The organism is Streptosporangium sp. NPDC006007 (assembly GCF_040614315.1).
Classification (GTDB): domain Bacteria; phylum Actinomycetota; class Actinomycetes; order Streptosporangiales; family Streptosporangiaceae; genus Streptosporangium.
Genome location: NZ_JBEXUG010000001.1, coordinates 224,708 through 251,219 on the forward strand (window position 1 = coordinate 224,708; position 26,512 = coordinate 251,219).

At 69.3% G+C, this 26,512-nt stretch carries 19 protein-coding genes and 1 tRNA gene; 16 read left to right on the top strand and 4 right to left on the bottom strand.

Annotated elements, in window-relative coordinates; all coding sequences use genetic code 11:
• Positions 1-76: 76 nt before the first annotated feature.
• The 4 genes from gltB to pyk all read left to right on the top strand — a co-directional run bounded on the left by gltB (position 77) and on the right by pyk (position 9,655).
• Entirely contained in the window at positions 77-4,609 is a 4,533-nt protein-coding gene (gene gltB / locus ABZ194_RS01000) for a glutamate synthase large subunit (protein WP_355590300.1), read from the top strand.
• Between the two features lie 77 nt (positions 4,610-4,686).
• Entirely contained in the window at positions 4,687-6,165 is a 1,479-nt protein-coding gene (locus ABZ194_RS01005; RefSeq protein ID WP_355590303.1) for a glutamate synthase subunit beta, read from the top strand.
• Positions 6,166-6,422: 257 nt separating this feature from the next.
• On the top strand, positions 6,423-8,084 hold the full coding sequence (locus tag ABZ194_RS01010; protein ID WP_355590306.1) for a S8 family serine peptidase: 1,662 nt from the start codon (positions 6,423-6,425) through the stop codon (positions 8,082-8,084).
• Between the two features lie 140 nt (positions 8,085-8,224).
• Positions 8,225-9,655: a pyruvate kinase gene (gene pyk, locus ABZ194_RS01015; RefSeq protein ID WP_355590309.1), complete on the top strand. Its 1,431-nt coding sequence runs from the start codon at positions 8,225-8,227 to the stop codon at positions 9,653-9,655.
• 68 nt (positions 9,656-9,723) lie between these two features.
• On the opposite strand, the gene ABZ194_RS01020 is transcribed toward pyk, so the two are convergent.
• Together ABZ194_RS01020 and ABZ194_RS01025 are read right to left on the bottom strand one after the other, a co-directional pair.
• Positions 9,724-10,266, bottom strand: a complete 543-nt coding sequence (locus tag ABZ194_RS01020; protein ID WP_355590312.1) for a GNAT family N-acetyltransferase — start codon at positions 10,264-10,266, stop codon at positions 9,724-9,726.
• A gap of 246 nt (positions 10,267-10,512) precedes the next feature.
• Positions 10,513-10,585, bottom strand: a tRNA-Leu gene (locus tag ABZ194_RS01025).
• A 110-nt stretch (positions 10,586-10,695) separates the two neighbouring features.
• Between ABZ194_RS01025 and ABZ194_RS01030 the strand changes: the two genes are divergently transcribed.
• The 6 genes from ABZ194_RS01030 (at position 10,696) to ABZ194_RS01055 (ending at position 16,516) form a co-directional block, all read left to right on the top strand.
• Positions 10,696-11,295, top strand: a complete 600-nt coding sequence (locus ABZ194_RS01030; RefSeq protein ID WP_355590315.1) for a response regulator — start codon at positions 10,696-10,698, stop codon at positions 11,293-11,295.
• 332 nt (positions 11,296-11,627) lie between these two features.
• Positions 11,628-12,824 (top strand): branched-chain amino acid ABC transporter substrate-binding protein, encoded by a 1,197-nt coding sequence (locus ABZ194_RS01035; RefSeq protein WP_355590318.1) that lies wholly within the window; start codon positions 11,628-11,630, stop codon positions 12,822-12,824.
• Positions 12,825-12,932: 108 nt separating this feature from the next.
• Complete coding sequence (locus ABZ194_RS01040; protein WP_355590321.1) at positions 12,933-13,910, top strand: branched-chain amino acid ABC transporter permease; 978 nt, start codon at positions 12,933-12,935, stop codon at positions 13,908-13,910.
• On the top strand, positions 13,907-15,034 hold the full coding sequence (locus ABZ194_RS01045) for a branched-chain amino acid ABC transporter permease (protein ID WP_355590324.1): 1,128 nt from the start codon (positions 13,907-13,909) through the stop codon (positions 15,032-15,034). The genes ABZ194_RS01040 and ABZ194_RS01045 overlap by 4 nt, the downstream gene beginning before the upstream one ends.
• Positions 15,035-15,072: 38 nt before the next feature.
• Positions 15,073-15,813, top strand: coding sequence for an ABC transporter ATP-binding protein (locus ABZ194_RS01050; RefSeq protein WP_355590571.1), 741 nt, complete (start codon positions 15,073-15,075; stop codon positions 15,811-15,813).
• Positions 15,803-16,516, top strand: a complete 714-nt coding sequence (locus ABZ194_RS01055; protein ID WP_355590327.1) for an ABC transporter ATP-binding protein — start codon at positions 15,803-15,805, stop codon at positions 16,514-16,516. Before ABZ194_RS01050 ends, ABZ194_RS01055 begins: the two co-directional genes overlap by 11 nt.
• A 90-nt stretch (positions 16,517-16,606) precedes the next feature.
• Here the strand turns inward: ABZ194_RS01055 and ABZ194_RS01060 are convergent, their stop codons facing one another.
• Entirely contained in the window at positions 16,607-17,188 is a 582-nt protein-coding gene (locus tag ABZ194_RS01060; protein ID WP_355590330.1) for a DUF4352 domain-containing protein, read from the bottom strand.
• Between the two features lie 447 nt (positions 17,189-17,635).
• Here ABZ194_RS01060 and ABZ194_RS01065 point away from each other — a divergent pair, with 447 nt between their 5' ends.
• From ABZ194_RS01065 to ABZ194_RS01075, 3 genes are read left to right on the top strand one after another with little or no spacing between them, the layout of a single operon-like run.
• Entirely contained in the window at positions 17,636-18,496 is an 861-nt protein-coding gene (locus ABZ194_RS01065; protein WP_355590333.1) for a transporter substrate-binding domain-containing protein, read from the top strand.
• A 3-nt stretch (positions 18,497-18,499) separates the two neighbouring features.
• Positions 18,500-19,351 (top strand): amino acid ABC transporter permease, encoded by an 852-nt coding sequence (locus ABZ194_RS01070; RefSeq protein ID WP_355590337.1) that lies wholly within the window; start codon positions 18,500-18,502, stop codon positions 19,349-19,351.
• The gene (locus tag ABZ194_RS01075; protein WP_355590340.1) at positions 19,351-20,124 is read left to right on the top strand and encodes an amino acid ABC transporter ATP-binding protein; all 774 of its coding nucleotides are present in this window, start codon (positions 19,351-19,353) and stop codon (positions 20,122-20,124) included. The genes ABZ194_RS01070 and ABZ194_RS01075 overlap by 1 nt, the downstream gene beginning before the upstream one ends.
• A 249-nt stretch (positions 20,125-20,373) precedes the next feature.
• Here ABZ194_RS01075 and ABZ194_RS01080 read toward each other — a convergent pair whose 3' ends face one another.
• Positions 20,374-20,718: a hotdog fold thioesterase gene (locus ABZ194_RS01080; protein WP_355590574.1), complete on the bottom strand. Its 345-nt coding sequence runs from the start codon at positions 20,716-20,718 to the stop codon at positions 20,374-20,376.
• A gap of 145 nt (positions 20,719-20,863) precedes the next feature.
• Between ABZ194_RS01080 and polA the strand changes: the two genes are divergently transcribed.
• The 3 genes from polA (at position 20,864) to rpsA (ending at position 26,484) form a co-directional block, all read left to right on the top strand.
• Entirely contained in the window at positions 20,864-23,554 is a 2,691-nt protein-coding gene (polA, locus tag ABZ194_RS01085; RefSeq protein WP_355590343.1) for a DNA polymerase I, read from the top strand.
• A gap of 118 nt (positions 23,555-23,672) precedes the next feature.
• A complete protein-coding gene (locus tag ABZ194_RS01090) occupies positions 23,673-24,779 on the top strand; it encodes a polysaccharide deacetylase family protein (protein WP_355590346.1) in 1,107 nt (368 codons plus the stop codon).
• Positions 24,780-24,999: 220 nt separating this feature from the next.
• The gene (gene rpsA, locus ABZ194_RS01095; protein ID WP_355590349.1) at positions 25,000-26,484 is read left to right on the top strand and encodes a 30S ribosomal protein S1; all 1,485 of its coding nucleotides are present in this window, start codon (positions 25,000-25,002) and stop codon (positions 26,482-26,484) included.
• Positions 26,485-26,512: the final 28 nt, after the last annotated feature.

Below are 26,512 nucleotides of genomic sequence, written 5' to 3' on the forward strand. Positions count from 1 at the left end.
TGTCTATCCACCACGCAGCAGGGCCAACGTCGTCCCTTTGCTTGATCCAGAAAAGCAAGACGACGGGAGGGATTCAATGCCTGCTGCCCACTCCGGCTTTCCCGAGCCCCAGGGCCTCTACCACCCCTCGCACGAGCGTGACGCCTGCGGCGTCGCCATGGTCGCCGATGTCGCCGGACGCCGTAGTCACGACATCGTCGTCAAGGCGCTGACGGCACTGCGCAATCTCGACCACCGCGGAGCCCAGGGGAGCGAGCCGGACACCGGGGACGGCGCCGGCATCCTCACCCAGATCCCCGACGCGCTTCTCCGCGCGGAGGCCGGCTTCCCGCTCCCCGAGGCGGGTCGCTACGCGGTCGGGACCGCCTTCCTGCCCGACGTCCCCGACGGACGCCGGACCGCGGTCCGGATGATCGAGGAGATCGCGGCGGAGGAGGGCCTGACGGTCCTCGGCTGGCGGGACGTCCCGACCGACCCGACGCTCCCCGGGCCGAGCGCCCGCGCGGTGATGCCGTTCTTCCGGCAGCTCTTCGTGGCCTCCCCGAACGGCGAGCGCGGCCTGGAGCTGGACCGGCTGGCCTTCTGCCTGCGCAAGCGGGCCGAGCACGAGGCGGACGTCTACTTCCCCTCGCTGAGCGCCCGGACCATCGTCTACAAGGGCATGCTCACCCCCTCGCAGGTCGAGCCGTTCTTCCCCGACCTGGCCGACGAGCGCTACGAGACCGCGATCTCACTGGTCCACTCGCGTTTCTCCACCAACACCTTCCCCTCGTGGCCGCTGGCGCACCCCTACCGTTACGTCGCGCACAACGGCGAGATCAACACGGTCAGGGGCAACCGCAACTGGATGCGGGCCCGCGAGGCCATGCTGAGGACCGCGGCCCTCCCGGGCGACCTGTCGCGCCTCTTCCCGATCTGCGACCCGGACGGCTCCGACACCGCCTCCTTCGACGAGGCGCTGGAGCTGCTCCACCTCGCCGGTCGCGGGCTGCCCCACGCGGTGCTGATGATGATCCCCGAGGCGTGGGAGAACAACACCGAGATGGACCCAGGGCGGCGGGCGTTCTACGAGTTCCACTCCACGCTCATGGAGGCGTGGGACGGCCCCGCCTCGATCACCTTCTCCGACGGCACGCTGGTAGGCGCGGTCCTCGACCGCAACGGCCTGCGCCCCGGCCGGTTCTGGGTCACCGCCGACGGCCTCGTCGTCCTGGCCTCCGAGGCCGGTGTCCTCGACATCGCCCCGGGAGACGTGGTCCGCAAGGGCCGCCTGCAGCCCGGCAGGATGTTCCTGATCGACACCGGGCGAGGCAAGATCATCGAGGATGACGAGATCAAGGCCGAGCTCGCGGCCGAGCTGCCCTACGCCGACTGGCTACACGCCGGGCTGGTCCGCTTCGAGGAGCTCCCCGCCCGCTCACGTTCGATCGTGCCGGGGGCGCACGACGTCGAGGGACCGGCCCGCGAGGCGCTGATCAGGCGGCAGCAGACCTTCGGCTACACCGAGGAGGAGCTGCGGATCATCCTGTCGCCGATGGCCAGGGCCGGCGCCGAGCCGATCGGCTCCATGGGCACCGATACCCCGGTCGCGGTGCTCAGCGACCGGCCCCGGCTGCTGTTCGACTACTTCAGCCAGTTGTTCGCCCAGGTCACCAACCCGCCGCTGGACGCCATCCGCGAGGAGCTCGTCACCTCGCTGGCCGGCACACTCGGCCCCGAGGGCAACCTGCTCGACCCCGGTCCGGACTCCTGCCGCCAGCTGGTGCTGCCCTACCCGGTGATCGACAACGAGGAACTCGCCAAGATCATCCACATCAACGACGAGGGCGCGCTGCCGGGTTTTCACCCGCACGTCGTCTCCGGCCTGTACCGGGTGCGGGGCGGTGGCGAGGCGCTGCTGCACCGGCTTGAGGAGATCCGGGCCGAGGTGTCCGGGGCGATCGAGGGCGGGGCGCGGATCATCGTGCTCTCCGACCGCGGCTCCTCGGACGTCCTGGCGCCGATCCCGTCGCTGATGCTCACCGGCGCGGTCCACCACCACCTCATCGCGGAGAGGACCCGCACCCGGGTCGGGCTGGTCATCGAGACCGGCGAGGCCCGCGAGACCCACCACATGGCACTGCTCGTCGGCTACGGCGCGGGCGCGATCAACCCCTACCTCGCCATCGAGACCGCCGAGGACCTGGCCGGCTCCGGCGTGCTGGGCGTCGACCGGCACAGGGCGGTGCGCAACCTCGTCAAGGCGTACGGCAAGGGCGTGCTGAAGGTCATGTCCAAGATGGGGGTCTCCACCGTCGCCTCCTACACCGGGGCGCAGATCTTCGAGGCGCTCGGTCTCGACGACGTCGTCGTCCGGACCTGCTTCGCCGGGACGACCTCCCGGCTGGGCGGTGTCGGCTTCGACGTCCTGGCCAGGGAGGTCGCGCTCCGGCACGGGCGCGCCTACCCGCGAGCCGAGAACGCCCACCGGCGCCTGGAGGTCGGCGGCGAGTACCAGTGGCGCCGAGAGGGCGAACCGCACCTGTTCAACCCCGAGACCGTCTTCAAGCTCCAGCACGCCACCCGCTCGCGCCGCTACGAGATCTTCAAGGAGTACACCGCCCTGGTGGACTCCCAGGCCACCAGGTTGATGACGCTGCGCGGCCTGTTCGCCTTCCGCGAGGGTGTCCGCGCGCCGGTCCCGATCGACGAGGTCGAGCCGGTCGCCGAGATCGTCAGGCGGTTCTCCACCGGCGCCATGTCCTACGGCTCCATCTCCATGGAGGCGCACGAGACGCTCGCCGTCGCGATGAACCGGCTCGGCGGCAAGTCCAACACCGGCGAGGGCGGCGAGGACCCCGAGCGGCTCCACGACCCCGCCCGCCGCTCGGCCATCAAGCAGGTGGCCTCCGGCCGCTTCGGCGTGACGTCGGAGTATCTCGTCAACGCCGACGACCTGCAGATCAAGATGGCCCAGGGCGCCAAGCCCGGTGAGGGCGGTCAGCTCCCCGGCCACAAGGTCTACCCGTGGATCGCCAGGACGAGGCACTCCACGCCGGGGGTCGGCCTCATCTCGCCGCCGCCGCACCACGACATCTACTCCATCGAGGACCTCGCCCAGCTCATCCACGACCTGAAGAACTCCAACCCGGCCGCCCGGGTGCACGTCAAGCTCGTGGCCGAGGTCGGCGTCGGCACGGTCGCCGCCGGTGTGTCCAAGGCCCACGCCGACGTCGTGCTCATCTCCGGCCACGACGGCGGCACCGGCGCCTCCCCGCTGACCTCGCTCAAGCACGCCGGCGCCCCCTGGGAGCTCGGTCTGGCCGAGACTCAGCAGACGCTGCTGCTCAACGGCCTGCGCGACCGGATCGTCGTGCAGGTCGACGGCCAGCTCAAGACCGGCAGGGACGTGGTCGTCGCCGCGCTGCTCGGCGCCGAGGAGTACGGCTTCGCCACCGCCCCGCTGGTGGTCTCCGGCTGCGTGATGATGCGCGTCTGCCACCTGGACACCTGCCCGGTCGGCGTCGCCACCCAGAACCCCGAACTGCGCAGGCGCTTCACCGGCAGGCCGGAGTTCGTGGTGAACTTCTTCGAGTTCATCGCGGAGGAGATCCGCGAGTATCTCGCCGCGCTGGGCTTCCGCAGCCTCCAGGAGGCCGTCGGTCACGCGGAGATGCTGGACACCACCCCGGCCGAGCGGCACTGGAAGGCCGCGGGGCTGAACCTGGCCCCCATCCTGCACCGGCCGGAGCTGCCCGAGGGCACCCCGCTGCACCGGATCAGGGAGCAGGACCACGGGCTGGCCGGGGCGCTGGACCACACCCTGATCCAGCTCGCCGAGGGCGCCCTCGACCACGGTGAGCGGGTCACCCTCGAACTGCCCGTCCGCAACGTCAACCGTACGGTCGGCACCATGCTCGGCTACGAGGTGACCAGGCGGTACGGCGGGGCCGGCCTGCCCGACGACACCATCGACGTCCGGTTCACCGGCTCGGCGGGCAACTCCTTCGGAGCCTTCCTGCCCAGGGGCGTCACCCTGCGCCTGACGGGCGACGCCAACGACTACCTCGGCAAGGGGCTGTCCGGCGGGCGGATCACGGTCCAGCCGCACGACGAGGCCCCGCTGGAGGGCCAGATCATCGCCGGCAACGTCGGCCTGTACGGCGCGACCTCCGGTGAGGTGTTCATCCGCGGCGCCGTGGGCGAGCGGTTCTGCGTCCGCAACTCCGGTGCCACCGCCGTGGTCGAGGGTGTCGGCGACCACGGCTGCGAGTACATGACCGGTGGGAGGGCCGTCGTCCTCGGCCCGACCGGCCGCAACTTCGCCGCCGGCATGTCCGGCGGCGTCGCCTACCTGCTCGATCTCGACGTCGCGCGGGTCAACCGGGAGATGGTGGAGGTCGAGGAGCTCGACGATTCCGACTCCGACGCGCTCAGGGAGATCGTCGAGGCGCACCTGACGGAGACCGGCTCCACGGTCGCCAAGGCGCTCCTGACCGACTGGGACCCGGCGCGCTTCCGCAAGATCATGCCGACCGACTACCGGCGGGTGCTCCACGCCGCCGAGACCGCACGGCTTGAGGGCCGCGACGTCGACGAGGCGGTCATGGCCGCCGCTATTCAGGGGTGACGCCGATGTCGGCACAGATCTTGGCGGTCACGACCGGCCGCCCTCACCAGACGCTCCAGGGATAAGGGGGGACACCGATGGCTGACCCGAAGGGTTTCATCACTCACGGGCGCGAGCTGCCGGCCCGCCGCCCGGTGGACGTGCGCATCCGCGACTGGCGGGAGGTCTACGAGGACTTTCCTGCCCCCGCGCTCACCCGGCAGGCCGCGCGCTGCATGGACTGCGGCATCCCGTTCTGCCACAACGGCTGCCCGCTGGGCAACCTCATCCCCGAGTGGAACGACCTGGTCCACCGCGACGACTGGCGGGAGGCCGCCGAACGCCTGCACGCCACCAACAACTTCCCGGAGTTCACCGGCCGTCTCTGCCCCGCGCCCTGCGAGGCGGCGTGCGTGCTCGGCATCAACTCCGACCCGGTGGCGATCAAGCGGGTCGAGGTCGAGATCATCGACCGCGCCTTCGCCGAGGGCTGGGTCGTCCCCCGGCCTCCGGCGGCGAGGACCGGCAGGCGGGTCGCGGTCGTCGGTTCGGGGCCGGCGGGTCTGGCCGCCGCCCAGCAGCTCACCAGGGCCGGGCACGACGTGGTGGTGTTCGAACGCGCCGACCGCGTCGGCGGCCTGCTCCGCTACGGCATCCCCGAGTTCAAGATGGAGAAGCGGCACGTCGACCGCAGGCTCGCGCAGATGCGGGCCGAGGGCACCGAGTTCCGCACCGGGGTCGACGTCGGGGTCGACGTCACCGCGACCGGGCTCCGCGAGGAGTTCGACGCGGTCGTCCTGGCGGGCGGCGCGACCCGGTGGCGGGACCTGCCCGTCGCCGGGCGCGATCTGAGGGGCGTCCACCAGGCGATGGAGTATCTCCCGCCGTCCAACCGGGTCCAGGAGGGCGACCACCCCGTCTCGCCGATCAGCGCCGAGGGCAGGCACGTCGTGGTGATCGGCGGCGGCGACACCGGCGCCGACTGCGTCGGCACCGCGATCCGCCAGGGTGCCGCCTCGGTCACCCAGCTGGAGATCATGCCCCGGCCCCCGGCCGAGCGGCCGGAGGGGCAGCCCTGGCCCACGTTCCCCATGCTGTTCAAGATGGAGAGCGCCCACGAGGAGCTGGACGCCGCGGGGGGCGGCCGTGTCTACGCGGTCTCCACCGTCGAGTTCGTCGGGGACGCCGAGGGCAATGTCAGGGCACTGCGCCTGGTCGAGGTCGAGGGGCCGGCGGCCGGATTCCGCCCGATTCCCGGCACCGAGCGGGAGATACCCGCCGAGTTGGTCACCCTGTCGATGGGCTTCGTCGGGCCGGAGCGGGGCGGGCTGCTGGAGGAGCTGGCCTCGGTCGCCGAGGGGGAGTTCTTCGACGCGCGGGGCAACGTCGCCCGGGACGGGAACTACCTGTCCTCGGTGGACGGTGTCTTCGTCGCCGGTGACATGGGGCGCGGTCAGTCGTTGATCGTCTGGGCGATCGCCGAGGGCCGCTCGGCGGCGTCGGCCGTCGACCGCTACCTCACCGGCCGGACGGCCCTGCCGGTGGCGATCCCGCCGACCGCCCGCCCCCTCGTCTGACACCGCCCGGCGCCCTCCTGACGTCGCCGAGACACCGCCCGGCACCGTCCGCCGTCCGGCGCGCCGGAGACCGCCGGTCACCCGCCGGAGACGCCGGCCGTTCTCCGGCGGGTCTCCCCGGCCTGATGTCCGGCCGATTCATCCGGTACGGCACCTGCCCGCTGTACCGGATAAATCGGTTTAAACAATGATCAGGTTGCTTTAACGGTTACATGGCTGAAAGATGAGGTTTTTGGGCGGGACAGCATGGAGGGTTGATGAGTCGCTGGCGCGGACGCCTGGCGGGGGCGGCGGCGGTGGCCGTCCTGATCGGGGGGCTCACCCCCGCGGGGGCGGCGGCCGGAGGCGGCGCGTTCCGTGATTATCTGGTCTTCTACGCCGACGGCGCCCGGACCCGGGCCATCGCCGCCATCGAGGCGGGCGGCGGCACGGCGCTGTCCACCGAGGCCAAGCTCGGCTACATCGTCGCCAGCGGCCCCGGCACCCGCTTCACCGAGACCCTGGCCGACAGCGACGCCGTCGCCGGCGTCTCCTCCGACCGCAGGATCGGCTCTGCCACCGCGGTCCCCACGACGCCCGCCACCGGCGTGCACGCGGCCACCCGGGTGAACGCCTCGGACATCCGTACGGTCACCCTGGCCGGTGACGAGCCGCTGGCCGGGCGGCAGTGGGACATGAAGATGATCGGCGCCACCTCCGGCGGCTCCCACGCCACCGCCCCGGGCAGCGGGCAGGTGCTGGTGGGGGTCATCGACACCGGCGTCGACGGGAGACACCCCGACATCGCGCCGAACTTCAACCGCTCGCTCAGCCGCAACTTCGTGACCGACCGCCCCAAGGACCCCAACGGCAGGGAACTCGACGGCCCCTGCGAGTTCAAGGGCTGCAAGGACCCCGCCGACTGGGACGACGACGGCCACGGCACCCACGTGGCCGGCACCATCGCCTCGCCCGTCAACGGCCTGGGCGTCGCGGGCGTCGCCCCCGGGGTGTCCCTGGTGAACCTGCGCGCCGGCCAGGACTCCGGCCTGTTCTTCCTCAAACCCAGCCTCGACGCGCTCACCTACGCCGCCGACATCGGGGTCGACGTGGTCAACATGAGCTACTACATCGACCCGTGGCTGTTCAACTGCACGGCCAACCCGCGCGACTCCAAGGCCGACCAGCTCGAACAGCGCGGCGTCATCACCGGCATGCAGCGCGCCCTGGACTACGCCCGCGAGCACGGCGTCACCCTCGTCAGCGCCATCGGCAACGGCTCCACCGACCTCGGCAGGCCGAAGACCGACCTCAAGAGCCCCGACTACCCCGTCGGCGCCGAGCGCCCCCGCAGGATCGACAACTCCTGTCTCAACGTCCCGGCCGAGTCCAAGGGCGTCATCTCGGTCTCCGCCCTCGGCCCCGGCAAGCGCAAGGCCTACTACTCCGACTACGGTGTCGAGCAGACCGACGTGTCGGCCCCCGGCGGCGACGAGTACGGCGGCGCCGGCGACCCCGACATCGCCAGGACCATCCTGGCCGCGGCCCCCGAGCACGTGCTCCGCGCCAGGGGCCTGATCGGCGCCGACGGCGCCCCCAGGAGCGACTCGGTGGTCCGCGACTGCCGCGCCGGCACCTGCGCGTACTACCAGTACCTCGCCGGCACCTCCATGGCTGCCCCGCACGTCACCGGCGTCGCCGCCATCCTCGTCAGCCGTTTCGGCAGGCCGGGCAGGGGCGGCCTGACCATGCCCCCCGCCGACGTCGAGCGCCTGCTCTACGCCACCGCGACCCCCAGGGCCTGCCCCACCCCGCGCAAGCACGTCTACCGTCAGTCGCGGCGGGAGGTCGTCCACACCTGCGAGGGGTCCAAGGCCCGCAACGGCTTCTACGGCCGGGGCGTCGTCAACGCGGCCAAGGCCGCCACCGTCACCCGGTGACCCTCCGGCCGCGCCGCGCGCCGGAGCGGGGAGAAGGACCTGTTCACGCCCCGGCCCGACGACGTGATGTCGCCGAGTTTTTCCTCTCCGCTACGGCCAACGTAACGAGCGAGTGGTCTGTACCAATTAGGGTGGGACCCGTGACTCGTCGCGCTAAAATCGTCTGCACCCTCGGACCCGCCACCTCATCCCCGGAACGACTCCGCGAGCTCATCGCCGCGGGCATGGACGTGGCTCGTTTCAACCTCAGCCACGGCAGCCTGGAGCTGCACGGAGAGGTCTACGACAGGGTGAGGGAGGTCGCCGCCGAGCTCGGCCGCGGTGTGGGCGTGCTCGCGGACCTCCAGGGTCCCAAGATCCGGGTCGGCACGTTCGAGGAGGGGCCCGTCCGCCTCGGCTTCGGCGACGTCTTCACCGTCACCACCGAGGACGTCCCCGGAGACCGCGAGCAGGTCTCCACCACCTACCTCGGCCTGCACAAGGATGTCCGCCCCGGCGACAGCATCCTCGTCGACGACGGCCGCGTCCACCTGGAGGTCACCCGCGTCGACGGCCCCCGGGTCGTCACCCGCGTGATCATCGGCGGCATGATCTCCGACAACAAGGGCCTCAACCTGCCCGGCGTCAACGTCAGCGCCCCCGCCCTCACCGACAAGGACGAGACCGACCTCCGCTGGGCCCTGCGCACCGGGTTCGACCTCATCGCGCTCTCCTTCGTCCGCCGCCCGTCCGACGCCGACGTGGTGCGCAACATCATGGAGCAGGAGGCCGTCCGTCTCCCGCTGCTCGCCAAGATCGAGAAGCCGCAGGCCGTCGAGCGCCTCCCCGAGATCATCGAGGCATTCGACGGCATCATGGTCGCCCGAGGCGACCTCGGCGTCGAACTTCCCCTCGAAGAGGTGCCGATCGTGCAGAGGCGGGCCATCGAGCTCTGCCGGGAGAAGGCCCGCCCGGTCATCGTCGCCACCCAGATGCTCGACTCGATGATCTCCGCGCCCCGCCCCACCCGGGCGGAGGCCTCCGACGTCGCCTACGCCGTCATGGACGGCGCCGACGCCGTCATGCTCTCCGGTGAGACCTCGGTCGGCAGCTACCCCGTCGACGCCGTCCAGACCATGAGCCGCATCGCCTGCGCGGCCGAGAAGACCTCGCTCCAGGCCACCCACAGCCTCGACCGGCTGCCGGAGACCACCGGCGGCGCCATCGCCCGAGCCGCCGCCGAGGTCGGCGCCATCGTCGGGGCCAAGGCGCTCGTCGCCTTCACCATGTCCGGCGAGACCGCCCGCCGCCTGGCCCGCTACCGCTCGCCGATCCCGCTGCTGGCCTTCACCTCCTCACCCCACGTCCGCAACCAGCTCGCGCTCACCTGGGGGGTGGAGACCTTCGAGGTGCCGTTCGTGCATCACACCGACGACATGGTCCGCCAGGTGGAGGCCGCGCTGCTGGCCCACGCCCGCCTGGAGAAGGGCGACAAGGTGGTCATCGTCGCCGGGTCCCCTCCCGGCACCGCCGGTTCCACCAACGCCCTGCGGGTCCACACCATCGGCGCGGCCGTCGCCCACCCCGCCTGACCCGCTCCCTCGGCGTACGGCCGGCGCCCCGCCGCCGGCCGTACCTGTCCCCGGGCGTCTTCCGCGCTCTACGGCGCGTACTCCCAGGTCTGCAGGGACAGCGTGCGGCCCTTCTCCTCCGCCGGGATCGGCGGGGCGTCCGTCAGGTGGTATCCCGCGGCTCGCGCCACCGCCGCACTCGCCGCGTTGCCCGCCTCGATCTCCAGCAGCAGCCGCCCGATCCCCACCGTGCCGAGCGCGAAGCCGGTCATCACCCGCACCGCCCGCGAGGCCAGTCCCCGGCCCCGGTACGCGACCCCCACGCTGTACCCGATCTCCGCCACCTCCAGGCCGGTCCCGCTCCGCATCAGCAGCACCTCGCCCATCGGCTCCAGGCCGTCCACGGTGATCGCCAACTGGACGCGCTGCCCGGCCGCCCGCCGCTCGCGGGCCCTCTTGAGGTAGACCCGCGCGGCCTCCAGGTCGAACGGGGAGATCAGGGGCGTCCAGTAGGCCACCTCCGGGTCGTCGAACAGGCCCACCATCGCGGTCAGGTCTCCGTCGTCCCACTCCCGTAACACCAGGCCGTGCCCGTCCAGCCGGAGCTCACCGGTGACGACGTCAGAAGTCATGTTTGCCTCTCGTTCGAAGGATCCGGAAGGGGCCGGGCCTCGCGACCGCCCGGTCCCCGCCCCGTGGGCGTGCCGCCCGCCCCCCTCAGTATTTCGGCCCGGCGGGCCCGGTCGTCCGGCGGTCCGGATCTTCCGCATCGGGCGGGGGTGGCATGTTCTTCGACGAACGGTGACGCCGTTGACACGGAGAGTCTCAAGGGGGTAACGCAGAACCGCCCGGTCCAGGTGGACCGGGCGGTTTCCCTGTGCCCCGGGTGGGATTCGAACCCACACTGTGCGCTGTTTGAGAGCGCCCTCTCTGCCGTTGGAGTACCGAGGCGTTTTCCATTCGAACGGGGTGACCGCCCGAACGGGGCGACCGCGGCGTGCGGCCTCGCGGTGAACCACCGACGTGGTCCTAATCTAGCGGACATCTGTACTCTCTTGCTCGTGAGTACGCAGCGGCGAGTGGTGATCGCGGAAGACGAGGCGCTGATCCGTCTTGACCTCAAGGAGATGCTGGAAGAGGAGGGATACGTCGTCGTCGGGGAGGCCGGCGACGGGGAGACCGCGGTCGGGCTGGCCTCGGAGCACCGGCCGGATCTGGTGATCCTGGACGTGAAGATGCCCGTCCTGGACGGGATCTCGGCCGCCGAGCGGATCGTGTCACGGCGGATCGCGCCGTGCCTGATCCTCACCGCGTTCTCGCAGCGTGATCTGGTGGAGCGGGCGCGGGACGCCGGGGCGATGGCGTATCTGGTGAAGCCCTTCACCAAGTCGGATCTGGTGCCCGCCATCGAGATGGCGGTGAGCAGGCACGAGGAGATCGCGGCGCTGGAGCGGGAGGTCGGGACGCTCTCCGAGCGGCTGGAGACGCGCAAGCTGGTGGAGCGGGCCAAGGGGCTGCTGATGGCGGAGCACGGGTGGAGCGAGCCACAGGCGTTCCGGTGGATCCAGAAGGCGTCGATGGACCGCAGGCTGAGCATGCGTCAGGTGGCCCAGGTCGTGGTGGACGGAGTGTCCGGCACGACCGGGGCCGGGGAGGGCTGACCGGGGACGGCCGCCGGGGCTCGCTCCGCCCCGCGACAGGAAACTTTCCTGTGCGTTTGGCCCGCGCGGCGTCCCCGCCAGGGCTGCCGCGTGGGGTTTCCCGGCGTTCGGCATGATCTATGTGAGGGTTGCGGCACTGCCGGTGACCATGACTTTTGTATCTTATAGCTGAAAAGAATCGGTGTAATAACGAAGCAGTAACGGTGGCCTGTCCTGTATCGACCCGTGACATGCGCTGGTTGTACTAACCGACACAACCCCCTGGCCACTCCGCCAGGGAGGGCATCTGTGAACTCGGCCCCTATGAGGTGCCGGGTGAAAGGAAGGCAACCTTGCGGCCTAAGACTGCTCGCCTCGGCGGAGCGCTTGCTGCCGGCGTGGCGCTCTCCCTTGCTCTCGCCGCGTGTGGCGGGGGCGACACCGGGACCAAGGCGGAGGGCGGTGACGGGGCCGCCGCCCCGTCCACCCTGAAGATCGGTTTTATCGGCGACCTCAGCGGTGAGAACGCGGCGATCGTCATCCCGCCGAGGAACGGCGCGCAGCTCGCGATCGACGAGTACAACGCCACCAACCCCAAGGTGAAGGTGGAGCTGGTTCCGCTCGACTCGAAGGCCGATCCAAGCGCCGCGTCGAACCTGGCGAAGACCGCTATCCAGGACAAGATGGTGGGCATTATCGGGCCGGCGTTCTCCGGTGAGTCGCAGCAGGTGCAACCGATCCTGGAGGAGGCGAAGATCCCGAGCATCTCGGCCTCCGCCACCCGGACCGCGCTGGCCGACGCGGGGATGAAGTACTGGCACCGGGTCGTCGCCAACGACGACGTCCAGGGGCCGGCCGCCGCCGGTTTCGTGGCGCGGGTCATCGCGCCGAAGAAGGCGTTCGTCATCGACGACAAGTCGGCGTACGGCCAGGGCCTCGCCCAGGCCGTGACGGCGGCGCTGAAGGGCAAGAGCGAGGTTCAGTCCGACTCCTTCGAGTCCAGCGCGACCGACTTCTCCTCCACGGTCAACAAGGTCGCCGCGTTCAATCCGGACTTCATCTTCTTCGGCGGCTACTACGCCCAGGGCGGTCCGCTGATCAAGCAGCTCCGGGACAAGGGCGTCAAGGCCCGGGTCATGTCCGCCGACGGCTCGCTGCACAGCAAGCTGATCGAGGGGGCCGGCACCGCGCAGGCCGAGGGCACGCTGCTCTCCTGCCCCTGCAAGATCGCCTACGCCTGGGCGGACGCCGACGCCAACTCCAAGAAGTTCAGCGAGACCTTCAAGACGAAGTTCTCCGGTCAGCTTCCCGAGATCTACGCCACCGAGGGCTATGACGCGGCCACCGCGTTCCTGAAGGCCATCGGCGCGGGCAAGGTCACGCCCGAGGACATCAACACCTACCTCACCACGGCCGACTTCGACGGCCTCGGCAAGCACATCAAGTTCACCGAGAAGGGTGAGATCGCCGACGCCAGCGTCTACATCTATCAGGTGAAGGACGGCAAGATCGTTTCCGTCGGTGACGCCAAGGACGCGACCCTCAACTAGTCCGTCCTGGATCTGACGGTCATCGTGTAGCGCGAGGAGCGGGAGCGCCACGGCGTTTCCGCTTCTCGCGCGAGCAGGGGCCGCTCCTCCCTCCTGAAAGCGACGAACGTGTTCGAAAACTTCCATAACCTGGTTACCCAGTTCTGGCCCCAGACGATCGACGGCCTCATAAAGGGCTCGATCTATGGCCTGGTCGCCCTCGGCTACACCATGGTCTACGGCGTCCTGCGACTGATCAACTTCGCACACTCCGAGATCTTCATGATCGGCACGATGGCCTCGCTCGCCGTGCTGACGGGCCTCGGCGTCGTCGCCCCGGCTACCGGCCTCGGCCTCGTCGGGCTGCTCATCCTGATGGCGGTCGTCTCCATGGCCGCCTCCGGCGGCGCCGCCGTGCTCCTGGAGCAGATCGCCTACCGGCCGCTCCGCAAGCGCGGCTCCTCCCGGCTCGCCGCGCTGATCTCCGCGATCGGCGCCTCGCTCTTCCTCAGCGAGTTCTTCGCGCTGGTGGTCATCCCCTGGCTGTTCGACCGGCCGGGGCAGGGCAAGAACATCATCGGGGTCAAGCGTTTCCTGGCGCGCGACGAGGCGATCTCGATCGGTGACGTCGTGATCCGCAACGACCAGCTGCTGGTCTTCCTGGCGGCCGTGATAATGATGGTCCTGCTGGACCTGCTGGTGAACAGGACGAAGATGGGGCGCGGTATCCGCGCGACCGCCCAGGACCCGCAGACCGCGGTGCTGATGGGCGTGAACATCGACCGGATCGTCCGCCTGACCTTCCTGGTGGGCGGGGCGATGGCCGGCGTCGCCGGCATGCTCTACCTGCTGGAGTACGAGGTCACCAAGTTCAACGTGGGTTTCCTGCTCGGCATCAAGGCGTTCACGGCGGCCGTGCTCGGCGGCATCGGAAACATCCGGGGCGCGCTGCTCGGCGGATTCGTGCTGGGCCTGGTCGAGAACTACGGCGCCGCCTTCTTCGGGACGGCCTGGCTCGACGTGGTGGCCTTCGTCATCCTGGTCCTGGTGCTCCTGTTCCGCCCGACCGGCATCCTCGGTGAATCCCTTCAGGTGGCACGCGCATGAACAAGTTCCGACAGACCGTTTCCAGCCCTTTCGAGGGAGCGCGCGACTGGTGGCACAGGGCTCGGGGATGGCAGCGCGTGATCGTCTACGTGCTGTTGCTCCTCTTCGCCCTCTCGCTGCCCTCACTGCCGGTCGCGAGCTTCATGTCCCCGTACGTCGAGTGGCAGAGCCTGCTGTTCTTCCCGATCGGCGTCTACGTCCTGCTGGCGCTCGGCCTCAACATCGTGGTCGGTCAGGCGGGCCTGCTCGACCTGGGTTTCGTCGCGTTCTACGCGATCGGCGCCTACTTCCTGGCCTACCTGGGCACCCAGTCCTCGTGGAACTTCTGGGTGATCCTGCCGATCGCGGTGCTGATGGCCGCGGTGTCGGGGATCATCCTGGGCGCTCCGACGCTGCGCCTGCGTGGCGACTACCTGGCGATCGTGACGCTGGGGTTCGGCGAGATCGTCCGTATCACGGCGATAAACACCGAGGCGATCGGCGGCACCAACGGCATCGCCGGCATCCCGCACCCGCCGAGCATCGAGGGCGTGTACCTCTTCGGTGAGGAGATCTTCAAGTACGGCCTGCTCGCCTCCAAGCCCTACTACTACCTGCTCGTGCTGCTCTGCGCGGTAGTGATCATCTTGTCCGTCCGATGGAACCGGAGCCGGGTGGGCCGCGCCTGGGCGGCGATCCGGGAGGACGAGGACGCCGCCGAGGTGATGGGTGTCCCGACCTACAAGTTCAAGCTGCTCGCGTTCGCGATCGGGGCGTCGATCGGCGGCGCCACCGGTGTGTTCTGGGCGGGCAAGACCGTCTCGATCGTGCCGCAGGACTTCCCGTTCATGCTGTCGGCGACGATCCTGGCGGCGGTGGTGCTCGGAGGCTCGGGCAACATCCCCGGCGTCATGCTGGGCGCGTTCATGGTGGCCTGGCTGCCGGAGCGGTTCCGCGGTTTCCAGGACTACCGCATCATGATCTTCGGTGCGGTGCTGGTCGCCATGATGGTCTTCCGGCCGGAGGGCCTGCTGCCGTCCAGGCAGCGTAAGGCCGAGCTGAAAGAGGGGACCGGCGGTATGGGCAGCCTGGGCGCCGAGGTCGGCGGCCCGGACAGCGTCGATGCCGCGGAGGTGGCGAAGTGAGTGAGGCCAGGGAACTCCTCAGCCTGGACAAGGTGCTCATGCGGTTCGGCGGTGTGACCGCGCTGCGTGAGGTGGAACTGAACGTGCGGGAAGGGGAGATCTTCGCGCTGATCGGGCCGAACGGCGCGGGCAAGACCACCGTGTTCAACGTGATCACCGGGGTCTACCGGCCGACGAGCGGTCAGGTCCGTTTCGACGGTGACCGGATCGACGGCATGAAACGCTTCAAGATCACCAAGCGCGGTGTCGCCAGAACCTTCCAGAACATCCGGCTGTTCCACAACATGTCGGCTCTGGAGAACGTGCTGGTGGGTGCCGACGCGCACCACAGGGCCGGACTGTTCAGCTCGGGCTTCGGCCTGCCGCTGCACCGGCGCGAGGAGCGTGAGGGCCGCGAGCTCGCCGAGCGGCTGCTGGACTTCGTCGGCATCTCCGGCCGTTCCGGGGAGACCGCCAAGAACCTCCCCTACGGCGACCAGCGCCGGCTGGAGATCGCCCGGGCGCTGGCGACCAACCCCAAGCTCCTGCTGCTCGACGAGCCGGCCGCCGGCATGAACCCCAACGAGAAGGTCGAGCTGCAGGGCCTGATCCGCAGGATCCGGGACGCCGGCCGTACCGTCCTGCTGATCGAGCACGACATGAGCCTGGTCATGGGCATCAGCGACCGGGTCGCGGTGGTCGACTTCGGACAGAAGATCGCCGAGGGGCTCCCCGCCGACGTCCAGCGCAATCCGAAGGTCATCGAGGCGTACTTGGGAGTCCCCGCAGATGCTTCTTGAGGTCAAGGACGTCAACGTCCACTACGGAAAGATCCAGGCGCTCAAGGGCGTCTCCCTGGAGGTCGGCGAGGGGGAGATCGTCACGCTGATCGGCGCCAACGGCGCGGGCAAGACGACGACGCTGCGGACGATCTCCGGGCTGCGCGGCCTGACGTCCGGCTCGATCACCTTCGACGGCAGGGACATCAGCAAGATGGCGGGCCACCGGCGGGTGATCGCCGGAATCGGCCAGTCTCCCGAGGGGCGTGGCGTCTTCCCCGGCATGTCCGTGCACGAGAACCTGCTCATGGGCGCGTACACCCGCAAGGGCGACCTGGGCGCGGACCTCGACGAGGTGTACGGGTTGTTCCCGCGTCTCGCCGAGCGCAGGACGCAGATGGGCGGCACCATGTCGGGCGGTGAGCAGCAGATGGTCGCCATCGGGCGGGCGCTGATGAGCCGGCCCAAGGTTCTGCTGCTGGACGAGCCGTCGATGGGCCTGGCGCCGATGCTGGTCGCGCAGATCTTCTCGATCATCCAGGAGATCAACCGGCGCGGCACGACCGTGCTGCTGATCGAGCAGAACGCCTCCCAGGCGCTGCAGATCGCGAACCGGGCCTACGTCCTGGAGACCGGCAGGATTATCAAGGACGCCGCGGCGGCGGACCTGCTGAACGATCCCGCCGTCCAGGCCGCCTACCTGGGCGCCGGGCTCGAACACTGAGCCCGGTGAGGTTCGGGCGCCGAGTGTGGTGAGGGAGGGGGCCGGTCCGCCGGTCTCCTCCCGCAGTCTCCACGGGGAGAGCGGCGGTGCTCACCGGGAGGCCGGCGGCAGCGGGACGTCCATCCGCAGGGCTCCGGTCTCGATGCCGCCGATGGAGGTGGTGTTCTTGCCGGTGAGGCGGATCGCCTTGATCGAGGCGTCCTTGGGAATGTCGTAGAACAGATCCATCTCCAGCACGTTGCCCGCGCCCATGGAGATCTTGAAATCCTGGCGTTTGATGTTCATCGCGTTGGTGTTGACCTTGTGGACCCGGTCGTCGGCGGTGATCAGGAACTGACCGGCCGTGTCGAACTCCTGGCGGTCGCGATCGGTGTTTTGGATCTGGACCCTGACGGAGACGTACTGGCCGTCGGCGGGCCACTCGGCGTGGGTGCCCACCACGCAGCACATGCCGGTGCGCAGTCCGATCGGGGTGATCCTGAGCTTGCCGACCGAGGTGGCCACGGGTCTGAGCGGGATCTCGAAGTCGCGCACGGGGCGGGACACCAGGACGTACGGGGACGGAGCCGTCGCCTCGGGGGAGGCGTGCGGCGCGGCGGCGGTGCCCGTGCAGCCGCTCATCAGGGTGCCGGCGAACAGGAGGCCGGTGAACAGAACCAGGGGGGCGCGCACATCGGGCAACGTAACCGAGGAGGGGACGGAGTTCAATGCCGGTCCCGTCTCCCGGCGGCTCCGCCGGGCGGGGCGGGTGCGGTGGAGTGTGGTGGCGGGCGGGTGCGAGGGTTCCGGCGGGTATCGCGGACCCCACTGGACGGCGACGACAGGGTATGTTGGCGACAGCACCCCCTTTGACGTGCAAATATAGACTAATTTCCGCGTTTCGGAACTCGCTCCAGCCGATGCCGGATCGGGGCGGCCCGATCCGGGCCGGGGTGTCGATCGTCCGATGGGGGGGAGAGGTCACGATCTGCGCCGACGCACGGTACTGACCCGACGTACCGAAAGTGTTTGTTGTCCGAATTGTGTCGTAGTGGTGATCTGCATAGTCATGCAGGTGGGGCAGCATTGCCAGCATTGAGGTGTCTGCCCAGAATGCGACATTGATCATAAGGAGGCCTTGTGGGCCTGAGTTCTGTTTCCCGCCGTGTGCTCGCGGTGGGCGCGGTGATCGTCGCCGGTACGCTCGGCCTGTCGGCCTGTGGCGGCGGCGACACCAATGCCGGCACGAGTGGCGGTGCCTCCTCGAACGCCCCCGCGGCGGGGAGCGGCCCCAAGGTGGTTCACCCGGGCAAGCTGACCACCTGCACGAACCTTCCGTATGAGCCCTTCCAGTTCAAACAGGGCGACAAGGTCGTCGGCTTCGACGTGGACATCGTCGACCTGGCGGCCAAGAAGCTCGGGTTGACGCAGGAGATCGTCGACATCGACTTCGCCGTCATCAAGAGCGGCGCGGCGATGGCCGCGGGCAAGTGCGACGTGGCCGCGGCGGGCATGACCATCACACCCGAGCGTCAGGCGAACATCGACTTCTCGGTGCCCTACTTCGACGCCACCCAGGCGCTGCTCGGGAAGAAGGGGCTCGGCGTCAAGACGCTCGACGAGGTCAAGGCCAAGAACCTGCGGGTCGGTGCCCAGGCGTCGACCACGGGCCTGGAGTTCGCCAAGAAGAACGGCCTCAACCCCAAGGAGTTCGCCGACTCCCCCAAGGAGCTCCTCGGCCTGCAGTCCAACCAGGTGGACGTGATCATCCAGGACCTGCCCGTGGTGCTGACCTGGCTCAAGAAGCCCGAGATCGCGGACAAGTTCGAGCTGTTCGCCAGCCTGGACACCGGTGAGCAGTACGGCGTCGGCCTGAAGAAGGGCGCCGACCCGGTTCTGCTCAAGGCCGTGAACGACGCGATCACGACGGCCAAGTCCGACGGCACCTACGAGCAGATCTTCGTCAAGTGGTTCGGCAAGAAGCCCGGCGAGCTCGGCTGATCCATGACCGACAAGTCAACGGCGGCTGAGCCGTCCGCTCCCGCCGGGGCTCCCCCCGGCGGGACCGGGCTCAGCCCGCGTCAGAAGCAGCGGATCAGCCGGACCCTCCAGTACGTCGTGCTGGTGGCCGTCGTCGTCTTCCTCCTCCTGCGCATCGAGTGGGGGAGTCTCGCCGCGAACTTCGCCAAGCCGGAGGTCGCGGCGGAGACCTGGCCGGACGTGTTCACGGTCGCGCTGAAGAACACGATCATCTACTCGGTGGGCGGCTTCGTGTTCGCCTTCCTGTTCGGCCTGCTCTTCGCCCTGATGCGGCTGTCGTCGGTGGCGCCGTACCGGTGGATCTCGATCGCCTACATCGAGATCTTCCGGGGCCTGCCCGCGCTGCTCATCTTCCTGCTCATCCTGTTCCTGCCGCTGGCCCTGCCCGGCTTCGAGGTGCCGGGCGGCACCTACGGCCAGGGCATCCTCGGCCTGACCATCGTGGGGTCGGCCTACATGGCCGAGACGCTCCGCGCCGGACTGCAGGCGGTCCCCAGGGGGCAGATGGAGGCGGCGCGCTCGCTGGGCATGTCGCACACCCGGGCCATGGTCACCATCGTCATCCCGCAGGCCGTCCGCATCGTCATCCCTCCGACGACCAACCAGTTCGTGTCCCTGCTCAAGGACTCGTCGCTGGTGCTGTTCCTCGGCGTGACCGGTGACTACGTCGAGCTCACCAAGTTCGGCAACGACCTGGCCTCCACGTACGCCAACGCCACGCCGATCCTCGTCGTCGGCGTGACCTATCTGCTCGTCACGATCCCGCTCGGTTACCTCGCGAACCGGCTGGAGAAGCGTCAGGGGAAGGGGCGGTGATGGTGAGCCCGGCGAGCCCGGTGACCCACGCGGTCGAGATCCGGGATCTGCACAAGAGCTTCGGCCCGCTTGAGGTGCTCAAGGGGATCGACTTCGCGGTCGACCCGGGCCAGGTGGTCTGCGTCATCGGCCCCTCGGGCTCCGGCAAGTCCACGCTGCTGCGCTGCGTGAACCTGCTGGAGCAGCCCACCTCGGGCAAGGTGATCCTGGAGGGCGTGGAGCTGACCCACCGCGACGTGGACATCGACGCCGCCCGCCGCCGCGTCGGCATGGTCTTCCAGCAGTTCAACCTGTTCCCGCACATGACCGTGCTGCAGAACGTGATGATCGCCCAGCAGCGGGTCCTGAAGCGCGGCAGGAGGGAGGCCGAGAGGGTCGCCAGGGAGAACCTGGAGAAGGTCGACGTCGCCGTCAAGTGCGACGACTACCCCGGCCAGCTCTCCGGCGGCCAGCAGCAGCGGGTGGCCATCGCCAGGGCGCTGGCGATGAGCCCGGCGCTGATGCTGTTCGACGAGCCCACCTCCGCGCTGGACCCGGAGCTGGTCGGCGACGTACTCGCGGTCATGCGCAAGCTGGCCGAGGAGGGGATGACCATGCTCGTGGTCACCCACGAGATGGCGTTCGCCCGGGACGTGGCCGACCGGGTGGTCTTCATGGACGGCGGCGTGATCGTGGAGGACGGCCCGGCGGCCCAGGTGATCGGGGCTCCGCAGCACGAGCGGACCAGGTCCTTCCTGCGCCGGGTGCTGGATCCCACGCACACCGACGTCTGAGCCCCCCGCCCGAGGCCCGCTCCGGGGCACGGCCCGCGCCACGCCGGCGCGGGCCGTACCGCGCGGTGGGGTGGAGCCGGGGCCGGAGCGGCCGCGAGCCCGGGGAGACCTTTGGCGCCGTACAGAGCTTCCCCGACCCTGTGCGTTTTCTACTCGGTCTCCCACGGGCATCGCTGTCACCCACGGTAGCGACTCATGTGGCAAGAGTGCAAAAAGGGGAGGTCGGAATATGATCGAATACGCGCGGCCTCAGCCGTCGCGCAGCACGCAGGTCAGGCGCGAGGTGCACACCCGGCTTCCCCGCTCGTCGGTGATCTCGATCTCGTAGGTGGCGATCGTCCGGCCGCCGTGCACCCGGACAGCCACGCCGGTGACGTAACCGGAGGTGGCCGACCGGTGGTGGGTCGCGTTGATCTCGATGCCCACCGCCTTCCTTCCGGACCCCGCGTGGATGGCCGCCCCGGTCGAGCCGAGGGTCTCGGCCAGCACGCACGAGGCGCCGCCGTGCAGCAGGCCGTACGGCTGGGTGTTCCCCTCGACCGGCATCCGGCCGACGACCCGTTCCGCGGTGGCCTCGGTGATCTCGATGCCCATCCGTTCGATCAGCGTGTCGCGGTGGGTGGCGCCGAACTGTTCCTCGGCGCGGCGGGCGACTTCCTCGGGGTCTGTCATGGTCAAAGGATGTCTCCTGTCGTGCGGGACCAGCTTTTCTGTCGCACCAGGAGACTAGGCTTTCGCTGTGCCGAAGAACGAAGCGACCCCCGCCCGCCCGTGTCTCCTGCTGCTGGACGGACACTCACTGGCGTACCGGGCGTTCTACGCCCTGCCCGAGGAGAACTTCTCCACCACGACGGGCCAGACGACCAACGCGGTGTACGGGTTCACCTCGATGCTGGTCAACGTGCTCCGTGACGAGCGGCCCACCCACGTGGCGGTCTGCTTCGACCGGTCGGAGCCGACGTTCCGGCACGAGGAGTATCCGGAGTACAAGGCCAACCGCGGCGCGAGCCCCGACAGCTTCCGCAGCCAGATGAGCCTGATCCACGAGATGCTCGACGCGTTGCGCGTCCCGCACCTGTCGCTGGCGGGCTACGAGGCCGACGACCTGATCGCCACGCTCGCCACCCGGGCCGCCGCGCGGGACATGGACGTGCTGATCGTCACCGGCGACCGCGACGCGCTGCAACTGGTCGACGGCCGGGTCACCGTGCTGATGACCCGGGTCGGGATCAGCAACATGACCAGGTTCACCCCCGAGGCGGTGCTGGAGAAGTACGGCCTCACCCCGGTCCAGTACCCCGACTTCGCGGCCATCCGCGGCGACTCCAGCGACAACCTCAGGAACATCCCCGGCGTGGGGGAGAAGACGGCGGCCAAGTGGATCCGCGAGTTCGGCTCGCTGGAGGAGCTGGTCAACCGGATCGACGAGGTCAAGGGCAAGGTCGGCGACAAGCTCCGCGACCACCTCGACCAGGTGCTGCTCAACCGGCGCCTCACCCAGCTCACCTGTGACGTCCCGCTGGAGCGGGAGATCTCCGGGCTGACGGTCGGCCAGGGCGACCGCCAGGAGATCGACAAGATCCTCGACACGCTGGAGTTCCGCGGTGAGCTCCGCGAGCGGCTGTTCAAGACACTCGGCTCGGCCGAGCCCGAGACGGGGGAGGGTTTCGAGGTCGAGGTCGCCGTGCTCGGCCCCGGCCAGGTGTCGGCGTGGCTGCGGGAGCTGCCCGCGGGCCGGGCCGGGCTGGCCTTCCGGGGCGTCTACGGCAGCGGCACCGGCCGGATCGATGGCATCGCGATCGCGGTGCCGGGCGGCGGCGCCGCGTTCGTCGACCCCACCACGCTGACCGAGGCCGACGAGACGTCCCTGCGCGCCTGGCTGGGTGACGCCTCCAGGGCCAAGGCCGTGCACGACGCCAAGGGGCCGATGCTGGCGCTCTGGGCGCAGGGGATGGACCTGCGCGGCCTGAGCTGTGACACGGCCCTGGCCGCCTACCTGGCCATGCCGGGGCAGCGCACCTTCCCGCTGGAGGACCTCGTGCGGGCCTACCTCCAGCGTGAGCTGCGCAGCGATGCCGACGCCGGCGGCCAGGCCAGTCTCTTCGACGACCACGAGGCCGACGCCGCCCGCGACCTCGGGCTGCGGGCCATGGCCGTCCACGAGCTGGCCGACGCCCTGGAGGCGTTCCTGGAGCCGCGTGACGGCACCCGGCTGATGAGCGAGGTCGAGCTGCCGCTGGTCACCGTGCTGGCCGAGCTGGAGCGGGCCGGGATCGCCGCGGACCGCGACTACCTCAGCGGCCTGGAGGCCGAGTTCGCCGCCGCGGTGAAACAGGCGGTCGAGGCGGCGCACGCGGCCGTCGGCGAGCAGTTCAACCTGGGCTCGCCCAAGCAGCTCCAGGAGATCCTGTTCGTCAGGCTCGGCCTGCCCAAGACGAAGAAGACCAAGACCGGCTACACCACCGACGCCGACGCGCTGGCCTGGCTGGCGGTCCAGACCGAGCACGAGCTGCCGACCATCATGCTCAGGCACCGCGACCAGGCCAAGTTGCGCACCACGGTCGAGGGACTGATCAAGGAGATCTCCGACGACGGGCGGATCCACACCACGTTCAACCAGATCGTGGCGGCCACCGGGCGGCTCAGCTCGGAGAAGCCCAACCTGCAGAACATCCCGATCCGCACCGCCGAGGGGCGCCGGATCCGGCAGGGCTTCGTCGTCGGCGCGGGTTACGAGACCCTGCTCACCGCCGACTACAGCCAGATCGAGCTGCGGATCATGGCGCACCTGTCCGGCGACGCGGCGCTGATCGCGGCCTTCGAGTCCGGGCACGACTTCCACAACGCCACCGCCGCGCGGGTCTTCGACATCGAGCCCGAGCAGGTCACCGGGGAGATGCGGGCCAAGATCAAGGCGATGAACTACGGCCTGGCCTACGGTCTGTCCGACTTCGGGCTGTCGGCGCAGCTCAGCATCCCGGTGCAGGAGGCCAGAGCCCTCAAGGAGGAGTACTTCGAGGAGTTCGGCGGCGTCCGCGACTTCCTCAACGCGATCGTCACCCAGGCCAGGCAGGACGGTTACACCGAGACCATCCTGGGCCGCCGCCGCTACCTGCCCGACCTCAACAGCGACAACCGGCAGCGCCGTGAGATGGCCGAGCGGATGGCGCTCAACGCGCCGATCCAGGGTTCGGCGGCCGACATCATCAAGGTCGCCATGCTCAATGTGCAGAGTGCGCTCAAGGAGGCGGCGCTGGGTTCCCGGATGCTGCTCCAGGTCCACGACGAGCTCGTGTTCGAGGTGGCGCCGGGAGAGCTGGAGACCCTGCGTGAGCTGGTCGTCGACCGGATGAACGACGCCTACTCGCTCCGTGTCCCGCTGGAGGTCTCCGTCGGCGTCGGCCGTACCTGGGAGGAGGCCGGTCACTGACCCGGCCAGTGAGCGATTGTCCGGCCTGCCCAAGTCTGTTCTAGGGTGGTGGGCCAGCCGAGATCTCGATGGGTACGGGAGTTTTGTGCGGAGTTCAGCGCCACTCACGCCGGTTGTCATGCTCGCCAACGTGATGGTGGTGATCGCCGCGGTGGTGGTGTTACTCGTGATCCCCGGCGGGGCCGCCCCGCCTTCGGCGGCCCCGCCGTCCCCGCCCCCCACGAGTAGGGCGGTGCCCACCGTGACGGGCACCGCCCCGCCCTCCTCCCCGCCGTCGCCCGCGGTGGACCTGCCCTCGGCCGAGTCGCCGCCGCCGGTCGTGGCCTCCCCGGAGTTCGCGCGGCAGGTCGGGGCCAACGAGGCGGGGCTGGTCCCGGTGCTGATGTACCACCGGATCATGAAGAAGCGGCTGGCCTCCATCGACCGCACCCCCTCCCAGGTGCGCCAGGAGCTGGAGAGGCTGGCCAGGGACGGTTATGTGCCGATCACCGCGCAGGAGTTCGTCACCGGGCGGATCCACATCCCCGCGGGCAGGCACCCGGTGGTGCTGACCTTCGACGACGGGCATCCCAGCCACTTCGCGCTGGGCGACGACGGCCTGCCCGTCAAGGACACCGCGGTCGGGATCATCTACCAGGTGGCGAAGAGATATCCGGGCTTCCGTCCCGTCGCCACCTTCTGGGTCAACTCACAACCCTTCGGCCTGCGTGGCGAGCGGGAGCAGTCGCGCGCCGTACGGTGGCTGGCCTCGCGCGGCTTCGAGGTGGCCAACCACACCTGGAGCCACTCCTATCTGCCGGGACTGTCGAAGAAGAGGATCGCCGAGCAGCTCGTCAGGATCGAGCGGCTGCTCAAGAAGCTCGGCACCGGCCCCTCCGACACGGTGGCGCTGCCTTTCGGCGCTATGCCGGCCAAGAGGTCCACCGTGCAGTCCGGCAAGTGGGACGGGACCAAATTCGCGTTCAAGGGCGTCTTCCTGGCCGGCGCGGAGCCGTCGTCGTCGCCCTTCGCCGAGGACTTCGACTGGCGGGCCATCCAGCGGGTCCAGAGCAACGGTAAAAAAGGGGAGTGCCGCAGATGGTGTTCCCAGTACTGGCTGGAGTGGCTGAACAAGCACCCCGGCCGGCGCTACACATCCGACGGGGATCCCGAACGCATCTCCGTTCCCAAGGGACTTCGCGGTAATATCGGGCACGAGTGGAAGCAGCGGATCAATGCCTATTGACGGCGCCTGCTCACCGTCTGACCGCCGGCGTGTCGTGCTGCCGGATTGACCAGGCTCGTCTGTTCTCATATGCTGATCGCTGCGCTGTGGGCTCGCGTGTGTCTCGGACGGAGTGGGCTCGCGCTCGATCAAGCCGATGTGATTGATTCGGCTGAACGATAAGAGGCCTGCTGCGTGTTCGCCACATCGACATCTGTCCGCGTTCGGAGCAATTCCACACATGACGAGCAGCACTGAGGCCACCTCGAGCACCCCGCAGGTAGCGGTCAACGACATCGGCTCCGAGGAAGAGTTCCTCGCAGCGATCGACCTGACCATCAAGTACTTCAACGACGGCGACATCGTCGAGGGCACCGTCGTCAAGGTCGATCGAGACGAAGTTTTGCTCGACATCGGCTACAAGACCGAGGGTGTCATCCCCTCGCGTGAGCTCTCGATCAAGCACGATGTCGACCCCGCGGACGTCGTCGAGGTTGGCGAGCACGTCGAGGCCCTTGTCCTCCAGAAGGAGGACAAGGAAGGGCGTCTCATCCTGTCCAAGAAGCGCGCTCAGTACGAGCGGGCCTGGGGCACGATCGAGAAGATCAAGGACGAGGACGGCATCGTCACCGGTACCGTCATCGAGGTGGTCAAGGGCGGCCTGATCCTCGACATCGGTCTCCGCGGCTTCCTTCCCGCGTCCCTGGTCGAGATGCGCCGTGTCCGCGACCTGCAGCCGTACGTCGGCCGCGAGCTCGAAGCGAAGATCATCGAGCTGGACAAGAACCGCAACAACGTGGTTCTCTCCCGCCGCGCCTGGCTTGAGCAGACCCAGTCCGAGGTTCGCCAGACGTTCCTCAACACCCTGCAGAAGGGTCAGGTCCGCAAGGGCGTCGTCTCCTCGATCGTCAACTTCGGCGCGTTCGTGGACCTCGGCGGCGTCGACGGTCTGGTTCACGTCTCCGAGCTGTCGTGGAAGCACATCGACCACCCCTCCGAGGTCGTCGAGGTCGGCCAGGAGGTCACGGTCGAGGTTCTCGACGTCGACATGGAGCGCGAGCGGGTCTCGCTGTCGCTCAAGGCGACGCAGGAGGACCCCTGGCAGCAGTTCGCCCGCACCCACCAGATCGGTCAGGTCGTCCCGGGGCGCGTCACCAAGCTGGTGCCGTTCGGTGCGTTCGTCCGCGTCGAGGAGGGCATCGAGGGCCTGGTCCACATCTCCGAGCTGGCCGAGCGCCACGTCGAGATCCCCGAGCAGGTCGTCCAGGTCGGCGACGAGATCTTCGTGAAGATCATCGACATCGACCTCGACCGTCGCCGGATCTCGCTCTCGCTCAAGCAGGCGAACGAGGGTGCGATCGGCGCCGACGTCGAGTTCGACCCCACGCTGTACGGCATGGCGGCGACCTACGACGACTCGGGCAACTACATCTACCCCGAGGGCTTCGACTCCGAGACCGGCGAGTGGCTTGAGGGCTTCGACCGTCAGCGCGAGGAGTGGGAGCGGCAGTACGCCGAGGCTCAGACCCGCTTCGAGGCGCACAAGAAGCAGGTCGAGGAGGCCCGCAAGGCCGAGGCCGAGGCCGGAGAGGCGGCTCCCACCTCCTACTCCGGTGAGACCCCTGCCTCCGCCTCCAGCGGCCCCTCCGCTCCGACCGGCGGCGCCCTCGCCTCCGACGAGGCTCTCGCCGCGCTGCGCGAGAAGCTCGCGGGCGGCCAGAGCTGACGCCTTCGGTGAACGCGGCGATCTGAGG

Coding starts and splice junctions, on each gene's coding strand:
- ABZ194_RS01090 (WP_355590346.1), top strand. CDS start 23,673: ATGCTCGCCAACGTGATGGTGGTGATCGCCGCGGTGGTGGTGTTACTC.
- ABZ194_RS01020 (WP_355590312.1), bottom strand. CDS start 10,266: ATGACTTCTGACGTCGTCACCGGTGAGCTCCGGCTGGACGGGCACGGC.
- gltB (WP_355590300.1), top strand. CDS start 77: ATGCCTGCTGCCCACTCCGGCTTTCCCGAGCCCCAGGGCCTCTACCAC.
- ABZ194_RS01075 (WP_355590340.1), top strand. CDS start 19,351: ATGGTGAGCCCGGCGAGCCCGGTGACCCACGCGGTCGAGATCCGGGAT.
- rpsA (WP_355590349.1), top strand. CDS start 25,000: ATGACGAGCAGCACTGAGGCCACCTCGAGCACCCCGCAGGTAGCGGTC.
- ABZ194_RS01070 (WP_355590337.1), top strand. CDS start 18,500: ATGACCGACAAGTCAACGGCGGCTGAGCCGTCCGCTCCCGCCGGGGCT.
- ABZ194_RS01045 (WP_355590324.1), top strand. CDS start 13,907: ATGAACAAGTTCCGACAGACCGTTTCCAGCCCTTTCGAGGGAGCGCGC.
- ABZ194_RS01080 (WP_355590574.1), bottom strand. CDS start 20,718: ATGGGCATCGAGATCACCGAGGCCACCGCGGAACGGGTCGTCGGCCGG.
- ABZ194_RS01010 (WP_355590306.1), top strand. CDS start 6,423: ATGAGTCGCTGGCGCGGACGCCTGGCGGGGGCGGCGGCGGTGGCCGTC.
- ABZ194_RS01050 (WP_355590571.1), top strand. CDS start 15,073: ATGCGGTTCGGCGGTGTGACCGCGCTGCGTGAGGTGGAACTGAACGTG.
- ABZ194_RS01005 (WP_355590303.1), top strand. CDS start 4,687: ATGGCTGACCCGAAGGGTTTCATCACTCACGGGCGCGAGCTGCCGGCC.
- ABZ194_RS01055 (WP_355590327.1), top strand. CDS start 15,803: ATGCTTCTTGAGGTCAAGGACGTCAACGTCCACTACGGAAAGATCCAG.